At 60.9% G+C, this 15,116-nt stretch carries 12 protein-coding genes; all 12 read right to left on the reverse strand.

The annotated features are described in order from the left end of the window. Positions 1 to 96: 96 nt before the first annotated feature. Complete coding sequence (eno, locus tag QWI20_RS04410; RefSeq protein ID WP_122537377.1) at positions 97 to 1,383, reverse strand: phosphopyruvate hydratase; 1,287 nt, start codon at positions 1,381 to 1,383, stop codon at positions 97 to 99. Positions 1,384 to 1,553: 170 nt separating this feature from the next. Next, entirely contained in the window at positions 1,554 to 2,399 is an 846-nt protein-coding gene (kdsA, locus tag QWI20_RS04415; RefSeq protein ID WP_369304369.1) for a 3-deoxy-8-phosphooctulonate synthase, read from the reverse strand. 14 nt (positions 2,400 to 2,413) lie between these two features. Beyond that, complete coding sequence (locus QWI20_RS04420; protein WP_369304370.1) at positions 2,414 to 4,045, reverse strand: CTP synthase; 1,632 nt, start codon at positions 4,043 to 4,045, stop codon at positions 2,414 to 2,416. Between the two features lie 272 nt (positions 4,046 to 4,317). After that, positions 4,318 to 5,655 (reverse strand): tRNA lysidine(34) synthetase TilS, encoded by a 1,338-nt coding sequence (gene tilS / locus QWI20_RS04425; RefSeq protein ID WP_369304371.1) that lies wholly within the window; start codon positions 5,653 to 5,655, stop codon positions 4,318 to 4,320. Positions 5,656 to 5,735: 80 nt separating this feature from the next. Further along, on the reverse strand, positions 5,736 to 6,683 hold the full coding sequence (locus tag QWI20_RS04430; protein WP_369304372.1) for an acetyl-CoA carboxylase carboxyltransferase subunit alpha: 948 nt from the start codon (positions 6,681 to 6,683) through the stop codon (positions 5,736 to 5,738). A 127-nt stretch (positions 6,684 to 6,810) separates the two neighbouring features. Continuing rightward, the gene (gene dnaE, locus QWI20_RS04435; protein WP_369304373.1) at positions 6,811 to 10,332 is read right to left on the reverse strand and encodes a DNA polymerase III subunit alpha; all 3,522 of its coding nucleotides are present in this window, start codon (positions 10,330 to 10,332) and stop codon (positions 6,811 to 6,813) included. Positions 10,333 to 10,403: 71 nt separating this feature from the next. Then, positions 10,404 to 11,045, reverse strand: a complete 642-nt coding sequence (rnhB, locus tag QWI20_RS04440; protein ID WP_369304374.1) for a ribonuclease HII — start codon at positions 11,043 to 11,045, stop codon at positions 10,404 to 10,406. Positions 11,046 to 11,056: 11 nt separating this feature from the next. Continuing rightward, complete coding sequence (gene lpxB, locus QWI20_RS04445) at positions 11,057 to 12,193, reverse strand: lipid-A-disaccharide synthase (protein ID WP_369304375.1); 1,137 nt, start codon at positions 12,191 to 12,193, stop codon at positions 11,057 to 11,059. Positions 12,194 to 12,195: 2 nt separating this feature from the next. Beyond that, positions 12,196 to 12,972, reverse strand: a complete 777-nt coding sequence (lpxA, locus tag QWI20_RS04450) for an acyl-ACP--UDP-N-acetylglucosamine O-acyltransferase (RefSeq protein WP_192170831.1) — start codon at positions 12,970 to 12,972, stop codon at positions 12,196 to 12,198. Next, a complete protein-coding gene (fabZ, locus tag QWI20_RS04455) occupies positions 12,969 to 13,409 on the reverse strand; it encodes a 3-hydroxyacyl-ACP dehydratase FabZ (RefSeq protein WP_037014232.1) in 441 nt (146 codons plus the stop codon). The genes lpxA and fabZ overlap by 4 nt, the downstream gene beginning before the upstream one ends. A gap of 112 nt (positions 13,410 to 13,521) precedes the next feature. Further along, positions 13,522 to 14,577 carry a UDP-3-O-(3-hydroxymyristoyl)glucosamine N-acyltransferase gene (lpxD, locus tag QWI20_RS04460; protein WP_369304376.1) on the reverse strand — a complete coding sequence of 352 codons (1,056 nt, stop codon included), beginning with the start codon at positions 14,575 to 14,577 and terminating at the stop codon, positions 13,522 to 13,524. A gap of 4 nt (positions 14,578 to 14,581) precedes the next feature. Continuing rightward, complete coding sequence (locus QWI20_RS04465; RefSeq protein ID WP_037014235.1) at positions 14,582 to 15,085, reverse strand: OmpH family outer membrane protein; 504 nt, start codon at positions 15,083 to 15,085, stop codon at positions 14,582 to 14,584. Positions 15,086 to 15,116: the final 31 nt, after the last annotated feature.

Consider the following 15,116-nt stretch of genomic DNA (forward strand, 5'->3'; position numbering starts at 1 on the left):
CCGGTGGTCACCGGGCTCATGGATCAGGACGATAAGAGAGGTCACGCTTCAGTGACTTCTCCTACAACGCCTGCTGCCTTTTTACCATCTTTGCGATCAGCCGCGAAACTCGCCGCGACCACGGTAAACCGCTTTGGCGCCCAGTTGCTCTTCGATACGCAGCAGCTGGTTGTACTTGGCGATGCGGTCGGAACGGCTCAACGAACCGGTCTTGATCTGGCCAGCCGCTGTGCCCACGGCCAAGTCGGCAATGGTGGAGTCTTCAGTTTCACCGGAACGGTGCGAGATCACGGCGGTGTAACCCGCGGCCTTGGCCATCTGGATGGCTTCCAGCGTTTCGGTCAGGGTGCCGATCTGGTTGAACTTGATCAGAATCGAGTTACCGATCTTCTTGTCGATGCCTTCTTTGAGGATCTTGGTGTTGGTCACGAACAGGTCGTCGCCCACCAGCTGGATCTTGTCGCCGATCTTGTCGGTGAGGACTTTCCAGCCATCCCAGTCCGACTCGTCCAGACCGTCTTCGATGGAGATGATCGGGTGCTTGCTGACCAGATCAGCCAGGTAGTCGGCGAAACCGGCAGAGTCGTACTCGCCTTCTTCGCTCAGCACGTATTTGCCGTTCTTGTAGAACTCGCTGGCTGCGCAGTCCAGCGCCAGGGTCACGTCGGTGCCCAGCTTGTAGCCCGCGTTGGCAACGGCTTCGGCGATGGCGTCCAGCGCGTCGCCGTTGGAGTTCAGGTTCGGCGCGAAGCCACCTTCGTCACCCACGGCAGTGTTCAGGCCGCGTGCTTTCAACACCGCTTTGAGGTGGTGGAAAATCTCGGTGCCCCAGCGCAGGCCTTCGGAGAAGGTCTTGGCGCCCACCGGCTGAATCATGAATTCCTGGATATCGATGTTGTTATCAGCGTGCTCGCCACCGTTGATGATGTTCATCATCGGGACCGGCATCGAGTAAACACCCGGGGTGCCGTTCAGGTTGGCGATGTGCGCGTACAACGGCAGGTCCTGGTCCTGAGCGGCGGCCTTGGCAGCGGCCAGGGACACGGCGAGGATCGCGTTGGCGCCCAGGCTGGCTTTGTTCTCGGTGCCGTCCAGCTGAATCATCGCGTGATCCAGGGCTTTCTGGTCAACCGGGTCTTTGCCCAGCAGCAGGTCGCGGATCGGGCCATTGATGTTGGCCACAGCCTTCAGAACGCCCTTGCCCATGTAACGGCTCTTGTCGCCATCACGCAGCTCGAGCGCTTCACGCGAGCCGGTGGAAGCACCGGATGGCGCGCAAGCGCTGCCGATGATGCCGTTGTCGAGGAGCACGTCTGCTTCCACGGTGGGATTGCCACGGGAGTCGAGAACTTCACGACCTTTGATGTCGACGATTTTTGCCATTGTTGTTAACACTCCAAGATTGACGAAAACGACGCAGCTGGGAAAACGATTCGGCGTCTCAGGGCTCTAGGACAACGGGCAGGCCCTGAAACGACAATTTTCCCGACCCTTTGGTCGGGAAAACAACGAACGGCACTCTACCGGAGGGCTCGGCGCCGGAGAAGCGGGTTTTACGCCGTTTCGATCGTCGGGAAGCTTTTAACGAGTTCGTCGAGCGCCTTGAGCTGGGCCAGGAACGGTTCCAGCTTGTCCAGGCGCAGGGCGCAGGGACCGTCGCACTTGGCGTTGTCCGGATCCGGATGGGCTTCGAGGAACAGACCGGCCAGGCCCTGGCTCATGCCGGCCTTGGCCAGATCGGTCACTTGGGCGCGACGACCACCGGCAGAATCGGAGCGACCGCCCGGCATCTGCAGGGCGTGGGTCACGTCGAAGAACACCGGGTATTCGAACGATTTCATGATGCCGAAACCGAGCATGTCGACAACCAGGTTGTTGTAGCCGAAGCTCGAACCACGCTCGCACAGGATCAACTGATCGTTGCCCGCTTCGACGCACTTGGCCAGGATGTGTTTCATCTCGTGGGGCGCGAGGAACTGGGCTTTCTTGATGTTGATCACGGCGCCGGTCTTGGCCATGGCCACAACGAGATCGGTCTGACGGGACAGGAAAGCCGGCAACTGAATGATGTCGCAGACTTCCGCCACCGCAGCGGCCTGCTCAGGCTCGTGCACGTCGGTGATGATGGGCACGCCAAAGGCTTGCTTGATGTCCTGGAAAATCCGCATGCCTTCTTCAAGGCCCGGGCCGCGGTATGAAGTCACCGAGGAACGGTTGGCCTTGTCGAAGCTGGCCTTGAACACGTACGGAATGCCGAGCTTCTCGGTCACTCGCACGTACTCCTCACAGACCTGCATCGCCATGTCGCGCGACTCGAGGACGTTCATGCCGCCGAACAGAACCATAGGCTTGTCGTTGGCGATATTGATCGAGCCGACGCGGATGATTTTCTGTGCCATGTGATAAATCCCTATCAGCCGTTCTTCTGGTGTTGAGCAAGCGCTGCCTTGACGAAGCCACTGAACAACGGGTGGCCATCGCGCGGCGTAGAGGTGAACTCGGGGTGGAACTGGCAGGCCACGAACCATGGATGGTCAGGGGACTCGACCACTTCAACCAGCGCGCCATCACCGGAACGACCGGAGATTTTCAGACCGGCCTCGACCAGTTGCGGCAGCAGCTTGTTGTTCACCTCATAACGGTGGCGATGGCGCTCGACGATGACGTCGTTGGCGTAGCAATCGTGCACCAGAGAGCCCGGTTCCAGCAGGCATTCCTGCGCGCCCAGACGCATGGTGCCGCCCAGGTCCGAGGTTTCGGTACGGGTTTCGACAGCACCGGTGGCGTCTTCCCATTCGGTGATGAGACCGACGACCGGATGCTGGCTGGCGCGATCAAACTCGGTGGAGTTGGCGTCTTTCCAGCCCAGCACGTTACGTGCGAATTCGATGACGGCCACCTGCATGCCCAGGCAGATGCCCAGGTACGGTACCTTGTTTTCGCGAGCAAACTGCACGGCCGTGATTTTGCCCTCGACGCCGCGCAGACCGAAGCCGCCCGGGACGAGAATCGCGTCGACGCCTTCGAGCAGGCCGGTGCCCTGATTCTCGATGTCCTCGGAGTCGATGTAACGCAGATTAACCTTGGTACGGTTGCTGATGCCGGCGTGACTCATCGCTTCGATCAGCGACTTGTAGGCGTCCAGCAGCTCCATGTACTTGCCGACCATCGCGATGGTGACTTCGTGTTCCGGGTTGAGCTTGGCGTCGACGACCTTTTCCCACTCGGACAGGTCGGCGCTGCCGCACTGCAGGCCGAAGCGCTCGACGACGAAATCGTCAAGACCCTGGGAATGCAGGATGCCCGGGATCTTGTAGATGGTGTCGGCGTCTTCGAGGGCGATGACCGCGCGCTCTTCAACGTTGGTGAACTGCGCGATCTTGCGGCGCGAAGAAATGTCGATCGGGTGGTCGGAACGGCAGACCAGTACGTCTGGCTGCAGGCCGATCGAACGCAGTTCCTTGACCGAATGCTGAGTCGGCTTGGTCTTGGTTTCGCCCGCGGTGGCGATGTACGGAACCAGCGTCAGGTGCATGAGCATGGCGCGCTTGGCGCCCACTTCGAAACGCAGCTGACGGATCGCTTCAAGGAACGGTTGAGACTCGATGTCGCCCACGGTGCCGCCGATTTCGACCATGGCGACGTCGGCATCGCCGGCGCCCTTGATGATGCGACGCTTGATTTCGTCGGTGATGTGCGGGATCACCTGAATGGTCGCGCCCAGATAATCACCACGGCGCTCTTTGCGCAGGACGTGTTCGTACACACGGCCGGTGGTGAAGTTGTTGTTCTGGGTCATGGTGGTGCGAATGAAACGCTCGTAGTGACCCAGGTCCAGGTCAGTCTCGGCGCCGTCGTGGGTGACGAACACCTCACCGTGCTGGAACGGGCTCATGGTGCCGGGATCGACGTTGATGTAGGGGTCCAGCTTGAGCATGGTGACCTTAAGTCCCCTCGCCTCCAGGATGGCCGCCAATGAAGCCGAGGCGATGCCTTTCCCCAATGAAGAAACAACACCGCCCGTGACGAAGATGTAGCGCGTCATGAAAAACCCTAGAAGTCTGCGTTAAAGCGGTCAGAGCCGCCGGGGAAAGCGAAGGAAGGCCGAAGCCCCCGACAACCTGCGTGTTTCACTGTGGATCTTCGAATCTGTCGCGCCCAAGTCAGCGACCGGCCTTGAAAAGGTCTGTCCGTGGTTTGCCACATTTTTGAGAATCGTCCAGTAAAAACTGGCTGGTAATCGGCAACTTGCGTCGTTCCGGAAGGATCGACATAAGCTGTATCAAGAAGGGAGCGTAGTCTACCGGAAAGGCCCTTTCAGCTCAAACTTTGGTCATTCGTCGGTGGCAACCAGTGCAATCGCCAGTCGCCACGGGGGCTGGCGTCCAGTCCCGGAAGGTTTGCCACGGCCAATAATTGCTCGCCGCGGTACAACAGCGGCAATCGGCCGCGCAGAAAAACCGGCACGCCCTTCTCGTTGAGCAGCCTTTTCAGGTCGCGTCGGCCTCTGTCCGGCACATCGAAAGTTTCGCCGCCCTGGCGGTAGTGCACATGCAAGCCACCCGCAGGCGCAGCGCCAAGGATCTGCAGCATGCCGTTGCCCGGCAGCGCGAGAGGTTGCGACGCCATGGACCAGTGTTGCGAGCCGGCGACGTTTTTCAGCCAGATCCCCGACAGCCACCAGATACGCCCTTCGGCTCGGTGCATCTGACCATCGGCCAGTCGCCAGATGGGGCGACCGTCCGGCCCGGCGTCGCGCAACGAGTCCCAGCCCACCCAGTGATCGGTGTCCGGCAATCGAGTGAGCGGCGCCAGCCAGTGGCGCAGTGCGTTGCGTTGCCGGGCGGGTGACAGCGCTTCGAGCGGCGCCAGTTCAAGGGAGGGCATGTCTAGCCACGGCCAGGGGCATGGCGTGTCAGCGAGTGAGAGGTCCTGCATCGCCAGCTCGTCCAGCAACTGCTGGGCTTCGGCCAGATGCGCGGCGCTGCGGGCCATGCTCGCGATCGCTTGCGGCCAGCGGGTTGTCACCAGCGGCAGTACATGACTGCGCAGGTAGTTGCGCGAAAAGCGGCTGTCTTTGTTGCTCGGGTCCTCGATCCAGCTCAACCCCTGTTCCCTGGCATAAGCCTCGAGCGTGGCGCGAGATTCATCCAGCAGCGGCCGAAATAACGGTCCTGCGCCCAAAGGACGCTGCGCCGGCATCGCGGCCAGCCCGCGCACCCCGGCGCCACGCAGCAGACGGAACAGCAGCGTCTCGGCCTGATCGTCACGGTGCTGGGCGGTAAGCAGCACCTCGCCGGGCCCGAGGGTTGAGTTGAACGCGGCGTAACGAGCGTCACGCGCGGCTTGTTCGAGGCTGGCACCGGGCCGCACCTGGACGTCGATGACCTCCATCGGCACCCCGAGAATCTGACACATCTGCCGGCAATGCACCGGCCACGAGGCCGCCACAGCTTGAAGGCCATGGTTGACGTGAACAGCGGTCAGCGGAGGAAGCGCGTGAATCCTGGCCAGTTCGGCCAGCAAGTGAAGCAGGACAGTGGAATCGAGCCCGCCGGAGAATGCGACGCGCCAGGCGACGGCAGCGCGCCAGGGTTCAAGGCGCGACAGCAGACGTCTGGAGAGTGCGAGTGTGATGCTGTCCGGTTTGCTCATGCTGGTTAACCCTGCTTAAAGCTCGCCGGACCGGTGAGCGTCACCGGGTTCGGTGACACTCTTCGTGCAGAACGGTCCGGTTAAAGGCCATAGCTCATCAGACGGTCGTAACGGCGGGCCAGCAGCGCGTCGTTATCGAACTTCTGGAGCATGCTCAATTGGCTGCTCAGTTCTTCGCGGATCAATGCAGCGGCAGCGGCCGGATCACGGTGCGCGCCGCCCAACGGCTCGTTGATTACCTTGTCAACGATGCCCAAACCTTTCAAACGCTCGGCAGTGATGCCCATCGCTTCGGCCGCATCCGGCGCCTTCTCGGCGGTTTTCCACAGGATGGAAGCACAGCCTTCCGGCGAGATCACTGCATAGGTCGAGTACTGCAGCATGTTCAGTTGATCGCATACGCCAATGGCCAGTGCGCCGCCCGAACCGCCTTCGCCAATCACGGTGGCAATGATCGGGGTCTTCAGGCGCGCCATGACGCGCAGGTTCCAGGCGATGGCTTCGCTCTGGTTACGCTCTTCGGCGTCGATGCCTGGATAGGCGCCCGGCGTGTCGATGAAGGTCAGGATCGGCATTTTGAAGCGCTCGGCCATTTCCATCAGGCGGCAGGCCTTGCGGTAGCCTTCGGGACGCGGCATGCCGAAGTTGCGGCGAACCTTCTCGCGCACTTCGCGGCCTTTCTGATGACCGATCACCATCACCGGCTGGTCGTTCAGACAGGCAATGCCGCCGACGATAGCGGCGTCGTCGGAGAAGTGGCGATCGCCATGCAGCTCGTCGAACTCGGTAAAGATGTGTTGAATGTAGTCCAGCGTGTACGGACGACGCGGATGACGCGCCATGCGCGCGATCTGCCAACTGGTCAGGTTGCCGAAAATGCTTTCGGTGAGCGTATTGCTCTTCTCTTGCAGTCGAGAGATTTCGTCGCCGATGTTCAGCGAGTTGTCATTGCCTACCAGACGCAGCTCTTCAATCTTGGCTTGCAGGTCAGCAATCGGCTGTTCGAAATCCAGAAAATTCGGGTTCATAGGCATCCGTCTTGGGTCGACGGCCAAGAGGCCGGCCGGTTGATCCGATAAGCGCCCTACCTTAATGGAGCGGGCGCCTTTCGGTCGAGTTTAAAGTGTCGAGTCGCAAATGTTGAGCTGATCGGTGTCAGCGATACTGCAGGAAGACGTTCTCTCGTCCGAACTGGTCACGCAGCGCCTGAATCAGGCTGTCTGCGGGATCGATCCGCCACGCTTCGCCGAACTGCAGCAGTGCCCTGGCTTCCTGCCCGGTGTAGTCGAGGGTGATCGGGCACGCGCCGCGATGCTTCTTGCACAGCTCGCCCAGCCAGCGCAGCCGGTCGCCCTTGAGCGCTTCGGCACGCACGTTCAGGCGCAAACTCTCTGCCAGCCCGGTGCGCGCCTCTTCCAGGCTCATCACTCGTTTGGCCCGTAAACGCAGGCCGCCGGAGAAATCATCGGTGCTGACCTCCCCTTCCACCACCACCATCGCGTCGGTCTGCAGCAGCGACTGGGCAGCCTGGAACGAGTCGGCAAACAGCGACGCTTCGATACGCCCCGAACGGTCGTCCAGGGTGATAAAGCCCATCTTGTCGCCCTTTTTGTTCTTCATCACCCGCAGCGCGATGATCAGGCCGGCGATGGTCTGGGTTTCCCGCGAGGGCTTCAGATCGACGATGCGCTGGCGGGCGAAACGGCGGATCTCGCCTTCGTATTCATCGATCGGGTGCCCGGTCAGGTACAGGCCCAGGGTTTCTTTCTCCCCACGCAGCCGCTCCTTGAGCGTGACCTCTTTGGCGCTGCGATGGTTCGCGTACACGTCGGCGTCGGCTTCGACGAACAGGCCGCCGAAGAGATCGGCATGGCCGCTGTCGTGACTGCGCGCGGTTTGCTCGGCCGCCTGAATGGCTTCTTCAAGTGCGGCCAGCAGGACGCCGCGGTTGCGGTCGATGTTGGCTTGATACTGTTTCGGCTCGTCGTAGAAAAACGGCCCCAGACGGTCCAGCGCCCCGCTGCGAATCAGGCCGTCGAGGGTGCGCTTGTTGACGCGCTTGAGGTCGATGCGGGCGCAGAAATCGAACAGGTCGGCGAACGGGCCTTCCTGACGCGCTTCAGTGATGGCTTCCACCGGGCCTTCGCCGACGCCCTTGATCGCGCCGAGGCCATAGACGATGCGGCCGTCGTCGTTCACGGTGAACTTGAATTCAGAGTTGTTCACGTCCGGCGCATCAAGGCGCAGCTTCATGATCCGCACTTCTTCGATCAAGGTCACGACCTTGTCGGTGTTGTGCATATCCGCTGAAAGCACCGCTGCCATGAAAGGCGCCGGGTAGTGACGCTTGAGCCAGGCGGTCTGGTACGAAACCAGTCCGTAGGCCGCCGAGTGCGACTTGTTGAAGCCGTAACCGGCGAATTTTTCCACCAGGTCGAAAATGTTACCGGCCAGGTCCGGGTCAATATTGTTGGTCTTGCAACCCTCAATGAAACCGCCGCGCTGCTTGGCCATCTCCTCGGGCTTCTTCTTGCCCATCGCACGACGCAGCATGTCCGCGCCGCCGAGGGTGTACCCGGCCATGACCTGAGCAATCTGCATCACCTGTTCCTGGTACAGGATGATGCCGTATGTCGGCGCGAGCACCGGTTTGAGGCCTTCGTACTGGTAATCGACGTGGGGGTACGACAGCTCCGCACGGCCGTGCTTGCGGTTGATGAAGTCATCGACCATGCCCGATTGCAACGGACCGGGACGGAACAGTGCCACCAGTGCGATCAAGTCTTCCAGGCAGTCGGGCTTGAGCTTTTTGATCAGCTCTTTCATGCCGCGGGATTCAAGCTGGAAGACGGCCGTGGTTTCGGCGCGCTGCAGCAGCTCGTAGGTCGGCATGTCGTCCAGCGGGATGAACGCGATGTCGAGGGGCTCTTCGTCGACCTTCGCACGGTCGCGGTTAATCGTCTTCAGTGCCCAGTCGATGATGGTCAGGGTGCGCAGACCCAGGAAGTCGAACTTCACCAGACCGGCCGACTCGACGTCGTCCTTGTCGAACTGGGTGACCAGACCGCCGCCCTCTTCATCGCAGTAGATCGCCGAGAAGTCAGTCAGCTTGGTCGGCGCGATAACCACACCACCGGCGTGCTTGCCGACGTTACGCACAACGCCTTCGAGCTTGCGCGCCATCTCCCAGATTTCTGCCGCTTCTTCGTCCACCTTGAGGAAGTCGCGCAGGATCTCTTCCTGCTCGTAGGCTTTTTCCAGGGTCATGCCGACTTCGAAGGGAATCATCTTCGACAGACGATCGGCCAATCCGTAGGACTTGCCCTGCACCCGCGCCACGTCTCGGACCACCGCCTTCGCGGCCATGGAACCGAAGGTGATGATCTGGCTGACCGCGTTGCGGCCGTATTTCTCGGCCACGTACTCGATGACCCGATCGCGACCGTCCATGCAGAAGTCGACGTCGAAGTCGGGCATGGAGACCCGCTCGGGGTTGAGGAAACGTTCGAACAGCAGGTCGTATTCCAGCGGGTCGAGGTCGGTGATCTTCTGCACGTAGGCCACCAGCGAACCGGCACCCGACCCCCGGCCCGGACCCACCGGCACGCCGTTATTCTTGGCCCACTGAATGAAGTCCATAACGATCAGGAAGTAACCGGGGAAGCCCATCTGGATGATGATATCCAGCTCGAAATTCAGGCGGTCGACGTAGACCTGTCGCTTGGCCTCATAGTCCGGCGTGGTCTCCTTCGGCCACAGCACCGCGAGACGTTCTTCCAGGCCCTCGAAGGACACCTTGCGGAAATACTCATCGATGGTCATGCCATCGGGGATAGGGAAGTTGGGCAAAAAGTGCTTGCCCAGCTGGACATCGATGTTGCAGCGCTTGGCGATCTCGACGGTGTTGGCGAGCGCGTCCGGCAGATCGCTGAACAGCTCGGCCATCTCCTCCGCGCTCTTCAGGTACTGCTGATCGCTGTAGTTGTGCGAGCGGCGCGGGTCGTCCAACGCCCGGCCTTCGCCGATGCAGACGCGGGTTTCGTGGGCTTCGAAATCTTCCTGCTTGATAAAGCGCACGTCGTTGCTGGCAACCAGCGGCACGCCGTGGCGCTCGGCAAGGGCGACGGCGGCGTGCACATGTTCTTCGTCATTGATGCGGTTGGTGCGCTGGACTTCGATGTAGAAGCGCTCCGGGAAAACTGTTAGCCACTCTTTCAGCAACTCGTCGGCTTCGGCCGGATTGCCACCGAGCAGGGCCATACCGATCTCGCCTTCCTTCGCCGCTGAGAGGGCAATCAGCCCTTCGCTGGCCTCGGCCACCCACTCGCGCTCGATGACGACCAGGCCATTGCGCTGGCCGTGCATAAAACCACGGGAAATCAGTTCGGTGAGGTTCAGGTAGCCTTTGGGGTTCATCACCAGCAGGCTCAGACGACTGAGGGGCGCATCGCGGTCGCGCCCGGCCAGCCAGATGTCGGCGCCGCAGATCGGCTTGATCCCCGCCCCCATGGCGGCTTTATAGAACTTCACCAGCGAACACATGTTGTGTTGGTCGGTCACCGCCACGGCAGGCATGTTCATGGCCGTGAGCGCCTTGACCAAAGGTTTTACACGGACCAGACCATCAACGAGGGAGTATTCGGTGTGCAGGCGTAGGTGAACGAAAGAAGCCGGCATGGTTGATCCTATGGTGCACAAAAAACGAAGGCCGGATTGTACCGGCCATTCAGAAAAACATCAGCCCGCGATCAACTGAGTGGCAGCGACATGAAGCCGGTGGAGATCATCATGTCCCGTGCCGCCCAGGCCTGACGGACCGGGCCGAAGGAGCGCCGGTGAATGGGCGTCGGACCCAAACGCGCAAGGGCCTCAAGGTGCACGGCCGTGGGATAACCCTTGTGGCCGCCAATGCCGTAGCCCGGATAGAGCAGTTCCATGCGCGCCATTTCCCGGTCGCGACTGACCTTGGCCAGAATCGAGGCTGCGGCAATAGCCGGCACATGGGCGTCACCCTGAATGACCGGCGCGCTGGGCACCGACAACTGCGGGCAGCGGTTGCCGTCGATCAGCGCCAGTTTCGGCGTGATGATCAAGCCTTCCACCGCGCGCTTCATCGCCAGCATGGTGGCGTGAAGAATGTTCAGCTCGTCGATCTCTTCGACTTCAGCCCGCGCGATGTGCCAGCACAGCGCTTTCTCGCAGATCTCGTCGAACAGTCTTTCGCGCTTGGCTTCGGTGAGTTTCTTCGAATCGTTCAAGCCCAGAATGGGGCGCTTGGGGTCAAGAATGACCGCCGCAGTGACCACGGCGCCGCACAGCGGGCCCCGGCCGACTTCGTCGACACCGGCGACCAGATCCTCGACAAGATTGAAGTCCAGACCCATTTGCATTGATTGCCTGCTCATTGTGAAGGCGTTGCGCCAATCAGGTTCAGCACCGCTTCGGCGGCCTGATTGGAAGCATCGCGACGCAAGGTTCGGTGAATCGCGTCGAAGCCGGCCGCCTGTACGTCGCCGTTGTCCAGCAACGGCAACAGCGTCTGCGCCAGGGCCTCGGCGGTCGCCGCGTCCTGCAGAAGCTCCGGAACCAGCAAGCGCTGGGCCAGCAGGTTCGGCAGCGACACGTACGGGCTTTTCACCATCCGCTTGAGTATCCAGTAGGTCAGTGGCGCCAGACGATAGGCAACCACCATCGGTCGTTTGTACAGCAGCGCTTCGAGGGTCGCGGTCCCGGAAGCGATCAGCACGGCATTGCAGGCTGCCAACGCTACGTGGGACCGGCCGTCGAGCAGAGTCAGTGGAAGATCGCGGCCTTGCAGCAGTTGCGCAATCTGTTCACGGCGCTGAGGGCTGGCACACGGCAGCACGAAACAGATGTCGGGACGCGCGGCCAGAAGGCGCTCGGCTGCGTCGAAAAACAGGGCACCGAGACGCCCGACTTCACCACCGCGACTGCCCGGCATCAACGCAACCACCGGGCCTTCGCCCAGGCCAAGTTCGGCGCGCGCCGCCCGTTGATCCGCCTGCAGCGGAATGGTGTCGGCCAACGGGTGCCCGACAAAGCGCACCGGCACGCCTTGCTCTTCGTAGAAACGGGCTTCGAACGGCAGCAACGTCAGCATCAGGTCGCAGCCTTCGCGGATCTTCAGAACACGCTTCTGCCGCCACGCCCATACGGACGGGCTGACGTAATGAACGGTCTTGATGCCGGCCTGACGCAGTTTGAGCTCGATATTGAGGGTGAAATCCGGCGCATCAATGCCGATGAACACGTCGGGCTTTTCGTCGATGAGGGTCTGAATCAGCACCTTGCGACGGGCGAGCAGCTCCTTCAGACGGCCCAGCACTTCCACGAGGCCCATGACCGACAGGCGCTCCATCGGAAAATACGACGTCATGCCCTGAGCTTCCATGAGCGGTCCGCCGACACCGATGAATTCGGCGTCCGGATGCCGTGCCTTGATCGCACGCATCAAGCCGGAGCCGAGAATGTCGCCGGAGGCCTCTCCGGCCACCAGCGCAATACGCAAGCGAGCCATGGTCAGCGGGTGATGCCGCGAGTCGAGGACTGAATGGACTTGAGGAACAGCTCGACTTCAGGGAACTGCGCAGCAGGTTCGCTCAGCTCGACGATCGCCTGCTCCACGGTCAGGCCCTGACGGTAGACGGTCTTGTAGGCGCGGCGCAGCGCATGGATCGCTTCCTCGGAGAAGCCGCGACGGCGCATGCCTTCGAAGTTCATGCTGCGGGCTTCGGCCGGGTTGCCGAACACGGTGACGAACGCCGGAACGTCCTTGCCGATGGCCGTGCCCATGCCGGAAAAACTGTGGGCGCCGATATGGCAGTACTGATGCACCAGGGTGAACCCGGACAGAATGGCCCAGTCATCCACGTGCACATGGCCAGCCAATGCAGTGTTATTGACCAGAATGCAGTGATTGCCGATGACGCTGTCATGACCGATGTGCGCGTAGGCCATGATCAGGTTGTGATCACCGAGGGTGGTTTCGGCGCGGTCTTGTATGGTGCCACGGTGGATGGTCACGCCTTCACGGATGACGTTGTGGTCACCGATCACCAGACGTGTCGCTTCACCTTTGTATTTCAAATCAGGCGTGTCCTCACCTACCGAGGAAAACTGGTAGATGTGGTTGTGTTTGCCGATTTTGGTCGGGCCGCGCAGGATCACATGCGGTCCGATCACTGTACCCTCGCCGATTTCCACACCAGGTCCGACGATCGACCACGGGCCGACCTCCACATTGTCGGCCAGCACGGCCGTCGGATCGATGATTGCGCGAGAGTCAATCAAACTCATAGTTTGCGTTCCGCACAGATGATTTCAGCCGAGCAGACCGGCTTGCCATCGACCGATGCCTGGCATTCGAACTTCCAGATCTGACGCTTGCAGCTCAGGAATTTCGCTTCGAGGATCAGCTGATCCCCCGGCAGCACGGGCTGGCGAAAACGCAGCTTGTCGGAGCCGACGAAGTAATACAGGGTGCCGTCGGCAGGCTTCACATCGAGCATCTTGAAGCCCAGGATGCCGGCCGCTTGAGCCATGGCCTCAATGATCAGCACGCCCGGCATGATGGGGTGCTGAGGGAAGTGACCGTTGAAGAAAGGCTCGTTGATGCTGACATTCTTGTAGGCACGAATGCTCTTGGTCTCGACATCCAGCTCCACCACACGGTCCACAAGCAGGAACGGGTAACGGTGCGGCAGATATTCACGGATTTCGTTGATGTCCATCATTTCGAAGGGAAGCCTGTAGTAAAGAGTGGGAGGGCGCGACTAACGCGCGTCACTCCTCTAGCAAATCAAGGAGGCAGTTTATCGGCTGTGCACGCTTGATAAGAAAAAAGTATCAGCCATCAGATGAAGCTTTACCGCCTGAGGTCACTGCCTCGACAATCTTTTCCAGGTGCTGCAGACGTCGCGCCATGTCATCGAGATGACGCATGCGTGCCGCGCTCTTGCGCCACTCCGCCGCTGGCTGCATCGCCGTCCCCGAAGAATACGATCCAGGCTCGGTGATCGACCGGGTGACCATGGTCATGCCGGTGACGAAAACCCCGTCGCAGATCTCGATATGGCCCACCAGCCCGACACCGCCTGCAAGCATGCAATGCTTGCCGATCTTCGCGCTGCCCGAGATGCCGACGCACGCGGCCATGGCCGTGTGGTCGCCGATCTGGACGTTGTGAGCGATCTGAATCTGGTTATCCAGCTTTACGCCATTGCCGATGCGAGTGTCATCCATGGCGCCGCGGTCGATGGCGGTGTTCACGCCAATCTCGACGTCGTCACCGATGGTCACACCGCCAATCTGCGCGATCTTCTGCCAGACGCCTTTCTCATTGGCAAAACCAAAACCTTCGCCACCCAGCACCGCACCGGACTGGATCACCACACGCTGCCCGATACGGACGTCGTGATACAGGGTGACGCGCGGGGCAAGCCAGCCGCCCTCGCCAATCACGCTGCGAGCGCCGATGAAGCAATGGGCGCCAATGGTCACGCCGGCCGCAATCCGTGCGCCGCTTTCGATGACCGCATAGGCGCCAACGCTGGCTGCCGGGTCGACGAACGCGTCCGCCGCCACCAGGGCAGTCGGGTGCACACCGACGGCAGCCTTGGGCTTGGGATCGAACAGATGGGAAATGCGGGCGTAAGCCAGGTACGGATCCGGCACCAGCAATGCATCGGCAGCATACCCTTCAGCGTCCGCCGGCTTGAGCAGCACGGCAGCGGCCTGGGTGGTCGCGAGGAATTTTCGGTACTGGGGATTAGCCAGAAAGCTGACCTGATCGGGACCGGCTTCCTGCAAGGTTGCCAGTCCCGTGATTTGCTTGTCCGCCGGGCCACGCAGGGTGGCACCGAGGAACTCGGCCAATTGGCCGAGTGTGATGGTCGCGGTCATTAACTTACTTCAGCTGATTCATGCGCTCGATAACCTGGCGAGTGACGTCGTATTGCGGCTTGACGTCAATCACGGCACCGCGCTCGAACACCAAGTCAAAGCCGCCTTTCTTGATAACTTCTTCTACCGCCTGGTCCAGCTTCGGCTTGAGTTGCTTAAGCATGTCGCGGTCAGCAACCGCCTTGGCTTCGTTCAGCTCTTTGGACTGAAACTGGAAGTCACGGGCCTTTTGCTTGAAGTCCAGTTCCAGACGCTCGCGCTCAGGCTGGGCCATCTTGTCGCCACCGGCAACCAGACGATCCTGAATGCCTTTGGCGCTGCTTTCCAGAGCCTTAAGTTTGGTCAGCTGAGGACCGAATTTTTTCTCTGCATCCACTGCGTACCGCTTGGCTGCGTCGGATTCGAGCAGGGCCATCTGGTAGTTCAGTACTGCGATTTTCATGTCAGCAAATGCCGGGCCTGCGATCAGAACCGTTGCCAGCAATGCCAATTGGGTCAACTTACGCACGATGTAACTCCTACAGAATCCGTTGTCGTTA

Source organism: Pseudomonas sp. W2-17, from assembly GCF_041060445.1.
Classification (GTDB): Bacteria; Pseudomonadota; Gammaproteobacteria; order Pseudomonadales; family Pseudomonadaceae; genus Aquipseudomonas.

Bases quoted from the DNA above. Each gene is read 5' to 3' on its own strand.
- lpxB (WP_369304375.1), bottom strand. From the start codon at position 12,193: ATGGCTCGCTTGCGTATTGCGCTGGTGGCCGGAGAGGCCTCCGGCGAC.
- dnaE (WP_369304373.1), bottom strand. From the start codon at position 10,332: ATGCCGGCTTCTTTCGTTCACCTACGCCTGCACACCGAATACTCCCTC.
- kdsA (WP_369304369.1), bottom strand. From the start codon at position 2,399: ATGGCACAGAAAATCATCCGCGTCGGCTCGATCAATATCGCCAACGAC.
- eno (WP_122537377.1), bottom strand. From the start codon at position 1,383: ATGGCAAAAATCGTCGACATCAAAGGTCGTGAAGTTCTCGACTCCCGT.
- lpxD (WP_369304376.1), bottom strand. From the start codon at position 14,577: ATGACCGCGACCATCACACTCGGCCAATTGGCCGAGTTCCTCGGTGCC.
- fabZ (WP_037014232.1), bottom strand. From the start codon at position 13,409: ATGATGGACATCAACGAAATCCGTGAATATCTGCCGCACCGTTACCCG.
- QWI20_RS04430 (WP_369304372.1), bottom strand. From the start codon at position 6,683: ATGAACCCGAATTTTCTGGATTTCGAACAGCCGATTGCTGACCTGCAA.
- QWI20_RS04420 (WP_369304370.1), bottom strand. From the start codon at position 4,045: ATGACGCGCTACATCTTCGTCACGGGCGGTGTTGTTTCTTCATTGGGG.
- rnhB (WP_369304374.1), bottom strand. From the start codon at position 11,045: ATGCAAATGGGTCTGGACTTCAATCTTGTCGAGGATCTGGTCGCCGGT.
- lpxA (WP_192170831.1), bottom strand. From the start codon at position 12,972: ATGAGTTTGATTGACTCTCGCGCAATCATCGATCCGACGGCCGTGCTG.
- tilS (WP_369304371.1), bottom strand. From the start codon at position 5,655: ATGAGCAAACCGGACAGCATCACACTCGCACTCTCCAGACGTCTGCTG.